This window comes from Planomicrobium sp. CPCC 101079 (assembly GCF_007859275.1).
In the GTDB taxonomy this organism is placed as follows: domain Bacteria; phylum Bacillota; class Bacilli; order Bacillales_A; family Planococcaceae; genus Planococcus.
Genome location: NZ_VOHC01000031.1, coordinates 79,719 through 94,426 on the forward strand (window position 1 = coordinate 79,719; position 14,708 = coordinate 94,426).

The 14,708-nt window shown below is 45.8% G+C and carries 11 protein-coding genes and 1 other RNA gene; 3 read left to right on the forward strand and 9 right to left on the reverse strand.

Translation table 11 applies throughout. From position 1 onward, the window contains the following. Nucleotides 1-32 precede the first annotated feature (32 nt). Nucleotides 33-794, reverse strand: coding sequence for an SDR family NAD(P)-dependent oxidoreductase (locus FQV28_RS16670; protein WP_186763924.1), 762 nt, complete (start codon nt 792-794; stop codon nt 33-35). Nucleotides 795-926: 132 nt separating this feature from the next. On the opposite strand from FQV28_RS16670, the gene FQV28_RS16675 reads away from it, so the two are divergent. Beyond that, the gene (locus tag FQV28_RS16675) at nt 927-1,481 is read left to right on the forward strand and encodes a YdcF family protein (RefSeq protein ID WP_146497647.1); all 555 of its coding nucleotides are present in this window, start codon (nt 927-929) and stop codon (nt 1,479-1,481) included. 55 nt (nt 1,482-1,536) lie between these two features. Here the strand turns inward: FQV28_RS16675 and FQV28_RS16680 are convergent, their stop codons facing one another. The 8 genes from FQV28_RS16680 to FQV28_RS16715 all read right to left on the reverse strand — a co-directional run bounded on the left by FQV28_RS16680 (nt 1,537) and on the right by FQV28_RS16715 (nt 11,328). Then, nucleotides 1,537-3,030, reverse strand: a complete 1,494-nt coding sequence (locus tag FQV28_RS16680) for a carboxypeptidase M32 (RefSeq protein WP_186763928.1) — start codon at nt 3,028-3,030, stop codon at nt 1,537-1,539. 59 nt (nt 3,031-3,089) lie between these two features. Further along, a complete protein-coding gene (locus tag FQV28_RS16685; protein ID WP_146497648.1) occupies nt 3,090-4,997 on the reverse strand; it encodes an ATP-dependent DNA helicase in 1,908 nt (635 codons plus the stop codon). A 51-nt stretch (nt 4,998-5,048) separates the two neighbouring features. Beyond that, entirely contained in the window at nt 5,049-6,185 is a 1,137-nt protein-coding gene (locus tag FQV28_RS16690; RefSeq protein WP_146497649.1) for a THUMP domain-containing class I SAM-dependent RNA methyltransferase, read from the reverse strand. A 382-nt stretch (nt 6,186-6,567) separates the two neighbouring features. Beyond that, nucleotides 6,568-6,949, reverse strand: an RNA gene (gene rnpB, locus FQV28_RS16695) — RNase P RNA component class B. Between the two features lie 48 nt (nt 6,950-6,997). Beyond that, a complete protein-coding gene (gene gpsB / locus FQV28_RS16700; protein WP_146497650.1) occupies nt 6,998-7,291 on the reverse strand; it encodes a cell division regulator GpsB in 294 nt (97 codons plus the stop codon). Between the two features lie 151 nt (nt 7,292-7,442). After that, a complete protein-coding gene (locus tag FQV28_RS16705; protein ID WP_146497651.1) occupies nt 7,443-8,690 on the reverse strand; it encodes a ribonuclease H-like domain-containing protein in 1,248 nt (415 codons plus the stop codon). Between the two features lie 6 nt (nt 8,691-8,696). After that, complete coding sequence (locus FQV28_RS16710) at nt 8,697-10,967, reverse strand: DEAD/DEAH box helicase (RefSeq protein WP_146497652.1); 2,271 nt, start codon at nt 10,965-10,967, stop codon at nt 8,697-8,699. Beyond that, nucleotides 10,960-11,328, reverse strand: a complete 369-nt coding sequence (locus tag FQV28_RS16715) for a YppE family protein (RefSeq protein WP_146497653.1) — start codon at nt 11,326-11,328, stop codon at nt 10,960-10,962. The genes FQV28_RS16710 and FQV28_RS16715 overlap by 8 nt, the downstream gene beginning before the upstream one ends. Before the next feature lie 190 nt (nt 11,329-11,518). Between FQV28_RS16715 and recU the strand changes: the two genes are divergently transcribed. Then, nucleotides 11,519-12,115: a Holliday junction resolvase RecU gene (gene recU / locus FQV28_RS16720; RefSeq protein WP_146497654.1), complete on the forward strand. Its 597-nt coding sequence runs from the start codon at nt 11,519-11,521 to the stop codon at nt 12,113-12,115. Nucleotides 12,116-12,148: 33 nt separating this feature from the next. Further along, the coding region (locus tag FQV28_RS16725; protein ID WP_146497768.1) for a penicillin-binding protein 1A at nt 12,149-14,708 on the forward strand (2,560 nt) is incomplete at its 3' end.

A 14,708-nucleotide genomic window follows, 5' to 3' on the forward strand; every position in this document is an offset into this window, starting at 1 on the left:
TCCTTTCCCAGAAGGAAAGGATTTATTGAAAATCAGGAAAAACCATGGATGGTCATTCCACCATCGACAAAAAGAGTCTGCCCTGTTATGTAACTTGCTGCGTCGGACGCCAAGAATACGACAGGTGATGCCACTTCAGGAAGTTCTCCAACCCGCTTCATCGGTGTGACAGCCAATATCGAATTAAGGTATTCTTCGTCATTGAGCAGTTTTTCAGTCAACGGCGTTTTGAAATACCAAGGGCCGATTGCGTTAACGCGGATATTCGAAGCTCCCCACTCCATCGCCATCACTTTTGTCATTTGGATAATCGCCGCTTTTGAAGCCGCATAAATGATGCCGGTCTTCAGCGCACGTTCGCCGCCGACCGAACTGATGTTGATGATTGAACCGCCGCCGTTCATCTCTTTTGCTGCTTCCTGAGAGAACATAAAAACGCTTTGTGCATTGGTATCCATAATCTTATGCCACTCAGCATCAGTAGCGTTGGCAAGAGACGAGCGGATATTCATGCCTGCGTTATTGACCAATACATCAACACCGCCAAACTCCTGAACCGTTTTCGCTACAGCGTTCTGAATTTGTTTGCGGTCGGTGATATCGGCCACGCAATAGCTTGTCCGGTTGTTGCTGATTTCCTGCTGCACTTGCTTGAGATCTGCTTCTGTCCGGGCAACGAGCATAAGGTTTGCTCCCGCTTCTGCAACCGCAATCGCAATCGCTTTGCCGATCCCTTTCCCTGCTCCGGTTACGATAGCAGTTTTGCCTTCCAAACTAAATGATTTTAACATCATATCCCCTCCTATTTTCATTATAATCAAAAAGTTCCCGTTTAGGAAAAGTTGGCGGCTAGAAGTTAGTGAAACTTCTAATGTTTCAAGACGTATCTTCTATAAAGAAGACTAAATAATTAGGAGGATCAGTTCTTGCCACATCCATATGATTGCATTTCCCAATTTATCTTTGCCGAGACGCATATCTCTCCAGCCGATGTCATCTTGGTCCCTGGCGGAAGCCAGCCTCAACTCATGGAAAAGGCCGTCTTTTTATACTCCGAGGGGATGGCGCCTTATATCCTTCCATCGGGCGGCGCCAACCCGCGAGTCAGCACGACAGAATGGGCTTTTCTTCAACAAATCGGCTTAAATCTTGGCGCACCGGCTTCTGCTATCCTAAAAGAAGACCAAGCGCAGAATACTTTTGAAAATGCACAAAATTCTTTAACAATACTGCAAAACAGAGGGCTGCCTTTCCGGAAAGTTATTCTCGTCTGTAAAGCATGGCATTCCCGCCGGGCGCTCTTGACCTATCAAACCGTCTTTCCAAAAGAGACCGAATTTCTTGTTGCTCCTGTGGTGGATGGAACCGGAATTACTAAGGAAAATTGGTTTTCCACTCCCGAGGGCATTTGCCGGACCATGTCAGAAGTCGAGAAAATCGGATCCTACTTCAGATTGCATATTGCTCAGCGGATAGGGTGACAAGAAACATACAAAAAGGCCTTGAAAGCATAATGCTTTCAAGGCCCACCATTTTTTACAGGTGATAGATCTTTGTATACTTGTCTTCCAAATAGGAAGCCAAATGCTCTGCATTCAAGCCTTCACCTGTTGCATCCTGCAGAATTTCGAGCGGCTTTTTCATTGCTCCATGCCGGTGGACGTGCTCTGTCAACCATTCACGTATCGGTGCCACATTGCCTTGTTCCAACAGTTCATCGAAATTCGGCACATCCTTCAACATGGCATTTTTCAGCTGGGCGGCATAAATATACCCAAGGGCATAGGATGGGAAGTAACCAAAACTCGCACCAGCCCAGTGGACGTCCTGCAACACACCTTCAGCATCATTTTGGGGGCGAACCCCTAAATACTCTTCGTATTTTTCATTCCAAAGCTTCGGCAAATCCTCAACCTGCACATCGCCATTGAACAACCCTTTTTCAAGTTCGTAGCGAATCATGATATGAAGCGCATACGTCAGTTCATCCGCTTCGATGCGGATGAGCGACGGCTTTGATTCGTTGATGGCCCGGTAATACCTTTCGAGTTCCACACCGCCAAATTGGTCTGGTGCATAACTTTGCAGTAGCTCGAAATTATTTTTCCAGAACTTTTCGTTGCGGCCGACAAAGTTTTCCAAGAAAAGCGATTGAGATTCGTGGATTCCCATGGAAGCACCATCCTCGACGGGCATTCCGGATAATTCCTCATCGAAATTCTGTTCGTACAATGCATGTCCACATTCGTGGATAGTGCCGAAAACCGCTGTCCGAAAATCGGTTTCGTCGTACTTTGTAGTAATCCGGACATCATGGCGGTTAATGCCGATCATGAACGGGTGGACCGTTTCATCCAAGCGGCCAGCTTCGAAATCGTAGCCAAGCTGTTCTAAGATTTTGAAACTGAATTCACGCTGGGCATCTTTCGGGAATTTCCGGAACAAAAAGTCTGTTTCAGGTTTGTTCGGTGAGTCCTGAATTTTTTTAACCAACGGCACAATGCGGTCACGTAACTTGCCGAATACGTCATCCAGTACTTCCGTAGTCATTCCCGGCTCGTACTGGTCCAGTAAAGTATTGTATGGACTGCCGTTTTTCTCGCCCCAATAGCCGATCATTTTTTTCGTGCTGGCTACCAAATTCTTTAAGTAAGGCTGGAACATTGTAAAATCAGCTGCCGCTTTAGCATCTTCCCAAACCGATTCTGCTTTCGCCTGCAAGACAACATAATTTCTGTATTCCTCCGGCGGCACTTTTTTGCTTAAATCGTAATCTTTTCTCGCTTCTTCCACTGATCGGCGCATGACCGAATCCAGTTCGTCTTTTTTGGCTTCCAAGCCGGCAATCATTTCGCCATATTCGTCAGACGTTGATAACTGGAACACTTCAGAAGATAAGATGCCGATTGTTTCTGAACGCAGATCGGCGCCTTTTTTCGGCGCTCCTGTGCGTAAATCCCAATACAACAGCGAAAGGGCTTCATTATAACCGTTGATTTTTTTCAAGTGTTCGGTAAATTGATTTTCCATTGACAAGGCAATCCCTCCTATACATACTGTGCATATTGTATCACAAGGAGAGGAATTATTTAGGCGTTTTCTGCATGGACAGGCAGAATCGTTTCCCATAAATGCTCAATGGCCAATTCATCTTCGTTCAATAGCAGATGAATTTCCCCGTGATCGTTGGAAGTCCGGATCAAGCGCCCAATCCCCTGCTGGACTCGCAGCTGCATAAAAGGCAAATCGATTTCTTCCAGCGGATTCTCGCTGAATTTTCGTTTGGCGTCGAACACCGGGTCTTTAGGCGGGAACGGCAAATCCACAATGATTACTTTCGTCAGCGCTTCTCCTGGCAGATCAAGGCCTTCCCATAAATGATAAGAACAAAGCACTTGGAATTGCCCTTCCTGAAACTCTTTGACCACAGTCGACAGCTCACGGTCGCCTTCAAATTCAATTTTCACTCCGTGTCCCGCCGGCAACGTTTCTTTAAATTTTGCCATGTCTTCTTTAGACTTGAACAACACCAAAGTTTGGTCATTTGTATCAAACAGCTCGAAGACGCGCTGGTGCTTGTCGTTCTGATGCAGCGGATGTTTGATAACTTTCATGACGTCTTCATAATCAAACGGCGACGGCACGGAAAATGATTGATAATTGAAGATCCCTAAGCTGTCCGACAAATAGCTGAAATCTTTTTGAATGGATAATGTTGCAGAAGAAAAGATGATCGGCACTTTTCCATCGAACAACTTTTCATCTAAAATGTCAGTCACAAGACGAGGCATGATGACAAGTGTCTCCACATCGTCCTTCACTTCAAGCCAGTTGATGGCGTCGCCTTCTTCAACAAACAAGCGCATCGAGAACGTATATTGCTCAAAATATTCTTCTGCCATTTTTAATTCGTATTCGGGAATGGTGTAAAGTTCTCCTTCAAAGACGAATTCTTCCATCATTCCATCGATATGGCGCACTAGTTGCTTGCCAAGCGCAATTAACTCAGGCTTCTTATTGATGCCTTTCCGGTCTTCATGGTTTGGAACCAAACAAGTGCGGAGCGTTCTGAAAAATTCATTGTGTAAATCGATGCTTGTTTCAATCATCCCTAAAGTTTTTTCGCGTACGCCGTCAACCATGATGCTTTCAGTCACTTCAAGCAGCGTTCTTTCCTGCACTTCATAAGTCAGCGCGCGCTGGGCAGCAAATTCCAGTAAATGGCCTTCGTCCAACACAATCAATGAGAATTCTGGAAGCAAAGGCGTCTGCCCTTCCCGGGTACGCGTCTCTTTTGTCCAAATATGCTCCATTAAGAAATCATGCGAACAAATGACCAAGTCGGTCGCTTCCCGGTAATGGTTTCGATGAATGGTCTGTCCGCATTTATTGCGCAGTTCACAAGCCGCACAGTTCTGGATTGGGTGGTAGTTGACTTGCTGCCATTCTTCATCCGTAACATCCGGAAAACTTGAACGCTCGCCGTAAGGGAATGTATTTTGCATTGAAAAGGTTTTATTGACGAATTCCGGCAAGATATCTTCAATATCGCCCAAGAATTCAGCTTCGCTGCGTTTTTGCGCGCCTTCTAGGCGCTGCAGGCATAAATACTGGTCGCGGGATTTTGCTAATCGAACATCCAGTTTCAAGTCGAACAGTTCATTCAGGCGGTCAATGTCGCCGCCTTTTTTGACCAATTGCTCAATCAAGGTTTCATCTGCGCAGGAAATAAGCGCCGGCCGGCCTTTATAGCGGGCATAAGCGATTGCTGGAAGCAAATACGCAAGTGTCTTGCCTGTCCCGACGCCTGCTTCTGCGAACAATACCGCTTTTTCTTTTAATGCTTGTTCTATTTGAAACGCCATGAAAATTTGTTCATCGCGCTCATCATAGCCTTTTTCCGGCAACACATCATAAAAAATATCGCCGATCCACTCGCTGAGCGATTCAAAAAAAGTTTTGTCTTTCGTTAACGGAAATGGTATTGGTTGTCTCATAGACGCTCCTCACAGAGAAACGGAAGAGCTGTCAGCCCTCCCGTTCTCTAGTCATTTATTTTTTGGGCTTTCTCCCCAGAATTGAAACAAGTCTGTCCGGATAAAACCGTTAAATAGTTTTCGCTTTTTTGTGGCTGGCTGGCCATATAGTGTTTCAAATTTCTCCATGGAAGAAAGCATATAGACAGACCATGTCGGATGTTTCGAAAACACGCGGCCCATGTCCTGAATCATTTCCTGGATGACCTCTACTTCTCCGAGTCGTTCGCCATATGGCGGATTGCCGATAACGACGCCGTTTTCTTCATGCGTAGTAAAATCTTTCACTTGGCGCTGCTTGAAAGTTATCAAATCTGCAAAACCTGCTTCTAAAGCATTTTCTTCAGCAATTTTCACCATGCGGTGATCGATATCCGTACCGAGAATATTAAGCGGTTGATCGTAGTTTGCCAACTCTTCTGCTTCGTTGCGGGCATCTTCCCATACTTGCGGCTTGATCCACGGCCATGCTTCGCTGTCAAATTCGCGGTTAAACCCTGGTGCGATGTTTTGGCCGATCATGGCCGCTTCGATCGCAATTGTGCCTGAACCGCAAAATGGGTCTACAAATGGGCGGTCCGGCGTCCAGCGGGACAGTTTGACAAGAGCCGCAGCCAGCGTTTCTTTTAACGGTGCTTCTCCTTGGTCAAGGCGGTAGCCGCGTTTATGCAAACCGGCGCCGCTTGTATCGATTGATAGCTGGACTTTATCTTTCAAGATAGAAACTTCAATTTTGAAGCGCGGGCCCGATTCATCAAGGAACGAATTGCGGAAATAAGCTTTTTTCAATCGTTCGACAATCGCTTTTTTGACGATTGACTGGCAGTTTGGCACACTGTGGAGTGTTGACTTTACGGATTTTCCGGATACAGGGAATTCTGCATCGACTGGCAGGAATTTTTCCCATTCAATCGCTTTGGTCTTTTCAAACAGTTCATCGAACGTATAGGCATTGAATTCGCCAGCGATGATTTTTACCCGGTCCGCTGTGCGAAGCCAAAGATTCGCTTTAACAATCGCCTTCTCGTCTCCTTCAAAAAAGACTTTTCCGTTTTCGGTTTGGGTTTCAAAACTCAATGCTTTCACTTCATCAGCAACGATTGACTCAAGGCCCATAGCCGCAGTAGCAAGTAATTTAAATGTAGCCATAATAACGCCCTTTCTTGGTGCATGCCTTTGAATTTTTCTTTTTAATTAAATATGTTGAACTAATGATTTCCACCTTTCGATATTCCGCAGGCGTCTCCGCTGTTTTGCTCCATATCTTAATCAATTAGCGTAAAAACCTAGAGTTGCTTTTTAGTTAGCCATTTTCTTAGCGCCGGCGCGTCCACGGGCTAGGCGAAGCCAAGAGACGGGTGCTTTTCCCGGCTCATGGCGGGAGCCATGCCCAAAGCGGCCGAAGCGATGTGGAGAGATCAATTTTTTTAGTTCAACTAATATAGCAGCTGGCAATTTGCAATTATATTTATAATATGAAGAAAAGCTCTCCTAAAGGAGAGCCTTTTTATCAGTTTAAAACCAGAAGAAATTCTATAAGCCATGTTTTGTTTCCACGTACTCAAGCAGTTTGCACCTCGTACTAGTGGACGGCAACCATCTATCTGCGGGTTTCTCTCCCGCCTCTTCCTCAGTTAAATTCCTTCAGAAAAGTGCCCCTACCATAATTTGGGTTTCTCACTCGCGGGGTTTACCTCGTTCCACCTGCATAATTTCTTATGCAGCTCCGTCACTGTGGCACCTTCAGGGTATTTCGACCATATCCGAAGACTTAGGTGTTCTACCCGCCGTCAGCTGCAAAAGCAACTGCCCCAGCTTATTGTTTCGCTGGGCGCGATCACTACGGCCGTCTCAGGTCCGTGTGAGCATGGACTTTCCTCTCCGGCGAGATGCCAGAGCGATTGCCAGAATTTCAAATGGCTTTACTAGTATACGTTATTTCAGAAAAGAAAACAACAAAATTAGTCGTTATGCAGCTTGTTGCCGAAGACATGGTTTTCCAAGTGGGACAGCCGGCGTAATATATCAAAGTTGGTCGTACCTGGCACAGGGGATGCTTGCTTTCTTGGCATATCTTCCATCTCAGCCCGAAGCCGCTTGTTTTCGTTTTGAAGCTGCTCTATTTTTTTAGAAAAAATTTCATAGTCCTGAATGATTTCATCTAAAAAATGGTCCACTTCATCTTGGTTATATCCGCGCATGCCTGTTTTAAAATCTTTTTCCAATATGTCTTTTGCGGTGAATTTAGTTTCCATTATTATCGTCCTTCCGTAAGGTGAAACTTCAATTCGCGAAAAGCATTCACAAATTGTTAGTTGAATCAACCGTTATTTATCAAATCAAATATCATTAAATCAAAAAAGACCTGCCTTACGCTAAGTATAGCATATGGCCGGTTTTTCATGTCTATATCTTGTTAACTTGCGGGCGTTTTTTTGCCTTCTTCTCTTCCAAGCGCCGCTGTCTTTTCTGGATATCCAATATTAGCGAATTGCGGACTTTTGTATGTTCGCTCGCCTCTTTGGCAAATCCTGTCATGGTGATCGCCTGGTCCAAATCACCAAGCTGGTGTTCATACAGTTTTGCCGCATGAATCCATGCTTCGACTTCAATGGTTCCGCGCAGATGTGGTGCCGCTTCTTTAAAAAGCTGGACAGCCTCCATGGACTGGCCGTTCCGCTTTTTCTGGATAGCCAGCAGATACCTGGCTAGTGCCGCTTGCGCACCGCGCTGTTCAGTTACATGTTCCAAGTAAATCGCACTTTGGTCAAACTGCTTCAAGTCCGCATACCATTTTCCGATATTCGTATAAGCGCCGCTCGTTTCTGATGCAAAGTCTTCCATTAATAAGTCGGAAGACAAAACATAAAGCGAGACAAGCGACAAAATATCCAGCTCATTATGAAACAATACTTTCTCCAGTGCTTCTGGAAATCCACTTTTCACCGCATCCAAGTAGATCGCCGGTATTAAATAGCCGGGCACATCGCCTTCACGCTTGAATCCCAACTTTTCTTCTTCGATGGCGCTCAATTTCATTCGCTCAAGTTCGTTTTTCCAAATGCGTTTTGTTCCATGGAACAAATCGATTTGGCGAGGAGCAGGCAGTTTGGGCAGCACATTGCGGTGCATCGTCCACCTAGACATCAACTGTGGCCAATCAAAGCTTTTGCCGTTATAGGAAAAAATAATGGGATTTTCATCTTTCCACAGCCCTGTCTCATACAAAAAAGCGGCTTCGTGCGACGGATCCGGCATGATGTATTGTGTCATTTCAAAACCCTCTTCTTTTTTTACGAGCAACCCGATCAAGAAAATATAGGCGCCCGTTCCGCTCAACCCTGTGGTCTCGGTATCAAAAAAGACAATCGGATCCTCCGGGGCTAACTTGAATGGATGGTCGAACAAAGCATTTCCCCATGCACCAAGCACTCGGTCCAATTCTTTTAGTTCCACATTTCCATGAACAGTGTCTAGCGGATAATGGATTTTTTTCTGAAAAACAAAGCCGAATTTGTTTTCCTTCAATTCCAGTCCGATTCCAGTCCATTTGTCTTTATGAACCGGACGCTCAGCAGTTTTCGCTTTTTGCTTTTTGGCCGGCTCTTTTTTCAGCAAGCCTTTCATCTGGAGCAGTTTGCTTTCAAATGACATATGCACTCACCCCTCGTTGCGAAGGTCATTCAATAATTGAATGACATGGCCTTTCATGCTGATAGCGGCATCTTGGGCGCCGATGCAGGACGGACAGCCGTCCAAGCACGGGCATTCGGAAACATGCTGCTGTGCTTTGTCGATCAGCGGCTGCCATAGATCGTAGATCCGTTCGCTTATGCCGATTCCTCCTGGATAAGAGTCATGGATGAAAAACGAAGGCAAGTCGTTGTGCGGCGATTTCACTTGCGGTACGACATGGACATCCCTGCGGTCGCATTGAACAAAGATCGGGATGAACGATTCGATGGCGTATGCGGCTCCGGTCATCGTGTCAGACAACTCGGCTTCGCTGAAGTTCTCCGGCCGGGCGAAACTGAGCCAAGTTGAACTAGTGTGAAGTTCTTCAGCCGGCAAGGATATCGGACCCGAACCGATATTGTCATGTGTGTCAAAACGAATCTTTTTAAAAATTGTCGGCATCGCTAAGACAGCGATGTCGCCAAAGTGTACATAAGCATCGTGAAATTCACGCGTCTTGTCTTCGCTCATCACTTTCAGCTCGACTGCCAAGTTGGCATCGGTAAAATAATCCACATCCACTTCTGTGACGTATGCTTTTTTCTCTTCCCAGTCGAGAATCTCCACTTGAAATTGCGTGCCTTGATGAAGATAGATCGCTTCTTCGTGCAAGAGGGTCATGGCGCTGAACCGGTCCATTTCCCCTATCACCCGAGTATCTGCTGGAACGGATTGATCGATAATTACGACATTTTCCTGTGTTGCCGAACGCAGCGAAATGTCATGAGCAGGAAAACGGTCGCTCATCCAATGCCAGCGGTCCGATGTCCGCACTAAGACACCTTGCTCCTGCAGGTATTGCAATAGCTCCTGGACTTCAAATTCGCCGTATTGGTCGTCTGTTGTAAAAGGAAGCTCAAATGACGCGCATTTCAAGTGATCCATGAGAATAATGATATTTTCCGGATGGATTCGCGCTTCTTCCGGCGACTGGTCTAGTAAATATTCTGGATGATTGATAATATATTGATCGAGCGCTGTTGATTGGGCCACGTACACGACGAGCGATTCATCTTGTCTTCTTCCTGCTCTTCCGGCCTGTTGCCACGCACTTGCAATATTTCCGGGATATCCGGTCATGATGCATGCCTGCAGCTGCCCAATATCGACACCTAGTTCCAAGGCATTCGTCGATACGACACATTGAATTGTGCCATCCCGCAGCCCTTTTTCGATGGCCCTGCGTTCCGACGGCAAATAACCGCCGCGGTAACCTTTGATTGATTCGTCCTGCAGCTTCATCTTCGTAACCGCCTGCAAATACGTGACGAGCATCTCGACCCGGACACGGCTTTTGGCGAAGACGATGGTCTGGATGCCTTGCTTGATCAAATGGGTCGCCAAATCACGCACTTCAAGAATAACGCTTCGCCGGACGCCGAATGTCGGGTGGACAATCGGCGGATTATAGAAGACAATATGCTTTTTGCCGCTCGGCGCGCCGTTTTGGTCAATCAGCACATGATCCGAATTTGTCAGCTTTTCGGCAAGTTCTTTCGGATTGGCAATCGTCGCAGAGGTGCAGATAAACACCGGGTTGCTGCCGTAGAATTCGCATATGCGCTTTAACCGGCGGATAACGTGCCCTACGTGCGTGCCAAAAACGCCTTTATACGTATGAAGCTCGTCGATCACTATATAATGAAGATTCTCAAAAAGAGAAACCCATTTCGTATGGTGCGGCAAAATCGCAGAGTGCAGCATGTCCGGATTGGTCATGACAATCTGGCCCGCTTTTCGCACTTTCGTCCGAATCGCAGGAGAAGTATCGCCATCATAGGTGTAGGACAAAATTGCCTGTTCTGTTTTCTCGATCAGATCGTGCAGATCGCTTTTCTGGTCTTGTGCCAGCGCTTTTGTCGGAAACAAGTACAAAGCACGGGCGCCCGGGTCATTCAAAATCTTATGGAGCACCGGCAAATGGTAGCAATACGATTTGCCGGATGCGGTTGGGGTCACTGCCGTAAACGATTTTCCCTTAGCGGCAAGGTCAAATGCCTCGCGTTGGTGTGTATACAATTTATCAACGCCTTTTTTTTGGAGCGCCGCTTTCAAACTGGCGTGCATTTCCGGTGGAAACTCTGCATAATTCGCCGGTTTTTCTTCCATCGTATGCCAATGGACAATGCGCTCCATCATATCCGGCTCTGTTTTCCATTCGGCCATCAATTGAGGTAATGTTTTGCGTTTAATCATGGCTACCCGCTCTTTCGTCAATTGCATTTATAAATGTTTGAAGTGTGTATTGGGCTGATTGAATACTTTGGACAAAACGCTTTTTACTCGTTTCTTTATAGAAGCTTTGAACAAAGAACTGTGCCATGCCTTCTGCTGCCGTATCAATTTGCGGCTTATGGACATATTTCGGCCGTTCTTTTTGGATATAGGAAAGAGATTCCTTTTGCCATTCATTTATTTTATCGTGCCAATAATCGGCGTACGGTTTTACATCGTTGTAAAAATCCGGGACCGCGTCGCGTTCGCGCATTTCGTAAAAGCGGTCCAGACATTTTCCGCATTCATCATATAATACGGAAGAGAGTTCTCGGACTGTCATTTTTTCATCCCCTCCATTGCTCTAAGTTTATCATATTCATAAAAAGGAGACGAACTTTATCGAACAGACATTCTTTTCAGTTGGAAAGTAGGAATGAATCCAGTATCATAGGTCTAGTGATTTTGAAACCTTTCCACACGGGCTTCGTCTAAATGCGTGTGATATGATAAAGTAAGCGAGGTGTATCACAATGGCCATCAACTATCCCAATGGAAAAAAATTCGTTCCATCAAATAAAGTCCCGGCAATCAAAAAGAAAAAGGATTTTTCTTTTAGCAATAGGGGTAAGACATTAGAGGATGAGTTGAACGAAACAAATGAATACTATATGCAGCTGGGTCTTGCCGTAATCCACAAAAAGCCGGTTCCGGTGCAGATTGTCAAAGTCGAATACCCGTCCAGAAGCGCGGCGGTAATCCGGGAAGCTTATTTTAGAACTCCTTCCACGACGGATTACAATGGGGTTTGGAACGGAAAATACATCGATTTTGAGGCAAAAGAGACGGAAAACAAAACTTCTTTCCCTTTAAAGAATATTCATGAGCACCAAATCCACCACATGTCAAAAGTCGTCAAACAAAATGGCATGGCGTTTCTGATTCTCCGTTTTTCATCCCTGCAGCGCTATTTTGTTATGCGCTTTGAATCATTGGAAATCTTTTGGGACCGGATGCTTGCCGGAGGAAGAAAGTCAATTACGTTGCAGGAAGTCGAAGAAACCTCTTTCGAAATTGCACCCGGAGCTTTTCCCCCAATTGATTACCTGCCCATTCTACAAAAGCTTTAACCGAGTCATATTTATGAAAGTGAGGAACCGATTGTGAGCGAAAAACCAATTTCGCGCGAACAGCGCAGAAAAGCAATCGAACAACAAAAGAAAAAGACCAGCAAGAAAAAGCAAAAGCCCGGAGCTTCTTGGATCAAACGCATCTTCACAACTCTTGTTTTGATCGGATTAATTGGATTTATATGCGGAGCCGGGTTGTTTGCATATTATGCAAGCAGCGCTCCGGAAATTGATGAAGAATTGCTGAGAGACCCTATCACCCCCACCTTTTTAGCTGCTGACGGCAAAACGGAAATTCCTTATATTACCGCCGAAAACAGGACTTATATCAATTATGAGGACATTCCGAAAGAGATGGAAGACGCTATTTTGGCAACTGAGGACAACCGTTTCTACAAGCATTCCGGTATCGATGTCATCCGTTTAGGAGGCGCAGTTGTCGCCAACATAACGGGCGGGTTCGGTTCACAAGGAGCAAGTACAATTACACAGCAAGTGATAAAAAACTCGTTTCTTTCTAACGACAAAACGCTAAAACGAAAAGCGCAAGAAGCCTATTTAGCTTATAAATTGGAACAAAAGTATGAAAAAGAAGAAATTTTCGAGATGTATTTCAACAAAATCCTGATGTCCGGCAACATTTACGGTTTCGGAACAGCAGCTGAATATTTCTACGGAAAACCGCTGAATGAATTGGAATTGCACGAAATGGCCATGCTGGCTGGCATGCCTCAAAGCCCGAACGGCTACAATCCTTTTAAAAATCCTGAACGGGCAGAAACAAGACGCAATGTTGTTTTGAGCTTAATGGAGCAGCATGGCAAAATTACCACAGCCGAGAAAGAAGAAGCGCAAGCAGTTCCTATTGAAGATTCGCTGCTAAAAGAAGAAGACCGCCAACAAACTACAGCGACCGGAGAGTATACAGCTTTCATGGAAATGGTCGAAGACGAACTTGAATCACTCGATGGAGACATTTCTTTGGACGAGGGACTGACCGTTTACACAACCCTGGACCCAGCAGTACAAAAAGCAGTAAACGATGCGATGTCGTCTGATTTGTTTTTTGATGAAGATGTGGAATCCGCAATGACGATTGTTGACACAGAGACCGGCGGCATTCGTGCCATTGGCGCAGGACGCGATTACAGCGGCGATGTCCGGAGAAACTATGCGGTTTCCAAAGACCGCGTGATCGGATCAACGATTAAACCTTTGCTTGACTACGGTCCTGCTATTGAATACTTAAGTTGGTCTACCGGCCAAACGCTTGTTGACGAACCATATGAATATGAAAGTGGCCAGGAAATACGGAATGTAGATGGAGATTTTCTTGGTGCAATGACTGTTCGCGAAGCTTTATACCGCTCGCGCAATATTCCAGCAGTCAAAACCTTACAAGAAGTTGGCTTTGACGAAGCCTCAGAATTCACGAAAAGACTTGGATTGGATTTCGGAAATATATATGAGTCTGCTGCCCTTGGCTCACCGGAGAAAAACATTTCGACAGTTGAAATGGCTGGCGCGTTTGCGGCGTTCGGCAACGGAGGAGAATTTACTGAGCCTCATACTATTACTAAAATCGTTTTCCGCGACGGCACAACTGAACAAGTGGTCCAACCGGAACCGGTTGAAGCGATGAAGGACAGCACCGCCTATATGGTAACCGACATGCTTCGCGATGTTGTTGATCCAAGCATAGCAGGCGCCACAGGAAAAGAAGCGGCTGTTAGCGGACTGGACTTAGCAGGCAAAACAGGGACTTCCAATTATACAGCAGATGAAATCAGAGATTACAATCTGGATGCATCTTCTGCACCAGATGTATGGTTTGCCGGTTATACAACTGATTATTCCATTTCGGTTTGGAGCGGCTATCCATCCCGAAAATATTCAATTGATACCGGCTCTGATGAACGCTTGTTGGCTCAGCGCCTCTTCCAGCAAGTTATGTCCGAAATATCAAGCTCTGATACGGAAGGGTTCCAGAAACCTGATTCGGTAGTCGAAAAAACAATTGAAAGAGGCACCTCACCTCTTAAATTAGCGAGTGACTATACCCCATATAGTCTGAGAAGAACTGAATTATTTGTGCGCGGCGATGAACCAACTCAAGTGTCTGAGCAGTTTGTTCAGGAAGATTTGGAAACTCCTTCCGGTTTGCGTGCTAATGTTAATGACCAGTCTGCTGATTTAACTTGGTCATATGGCGGCGATGCAGATGTTGCATTTGAAGTTGCGGTAAACGGCTCTGTCTTAACGACGACTGGCGATACCGGCTACACCTATAACGGCCTTGAAGAAGGAACAGCTTATACGTTTAGCGTAACGGCTGTAACCGACGACCAGCGAAGCGATCCAGCTTCAATCACAGTAGAAATTGCAACTTCCGAGGAACCGGCTGAAGAGCCGATTGAAGAAGAACCAGTTGAAGAGCCAGCCGAAGAAGAACCAGCTGAAGAAGAACCAGCTGAAGAAGAACCGGCCGAAGAAGAACCAGCCGAAGAAGAACCAGCTGAAGAAGAGCCGGCCGAAGAAGAACCAGCCGAAGAAGAACCAGCCGAAGAAGAACCGGCTGAAGAAGATGGCACTG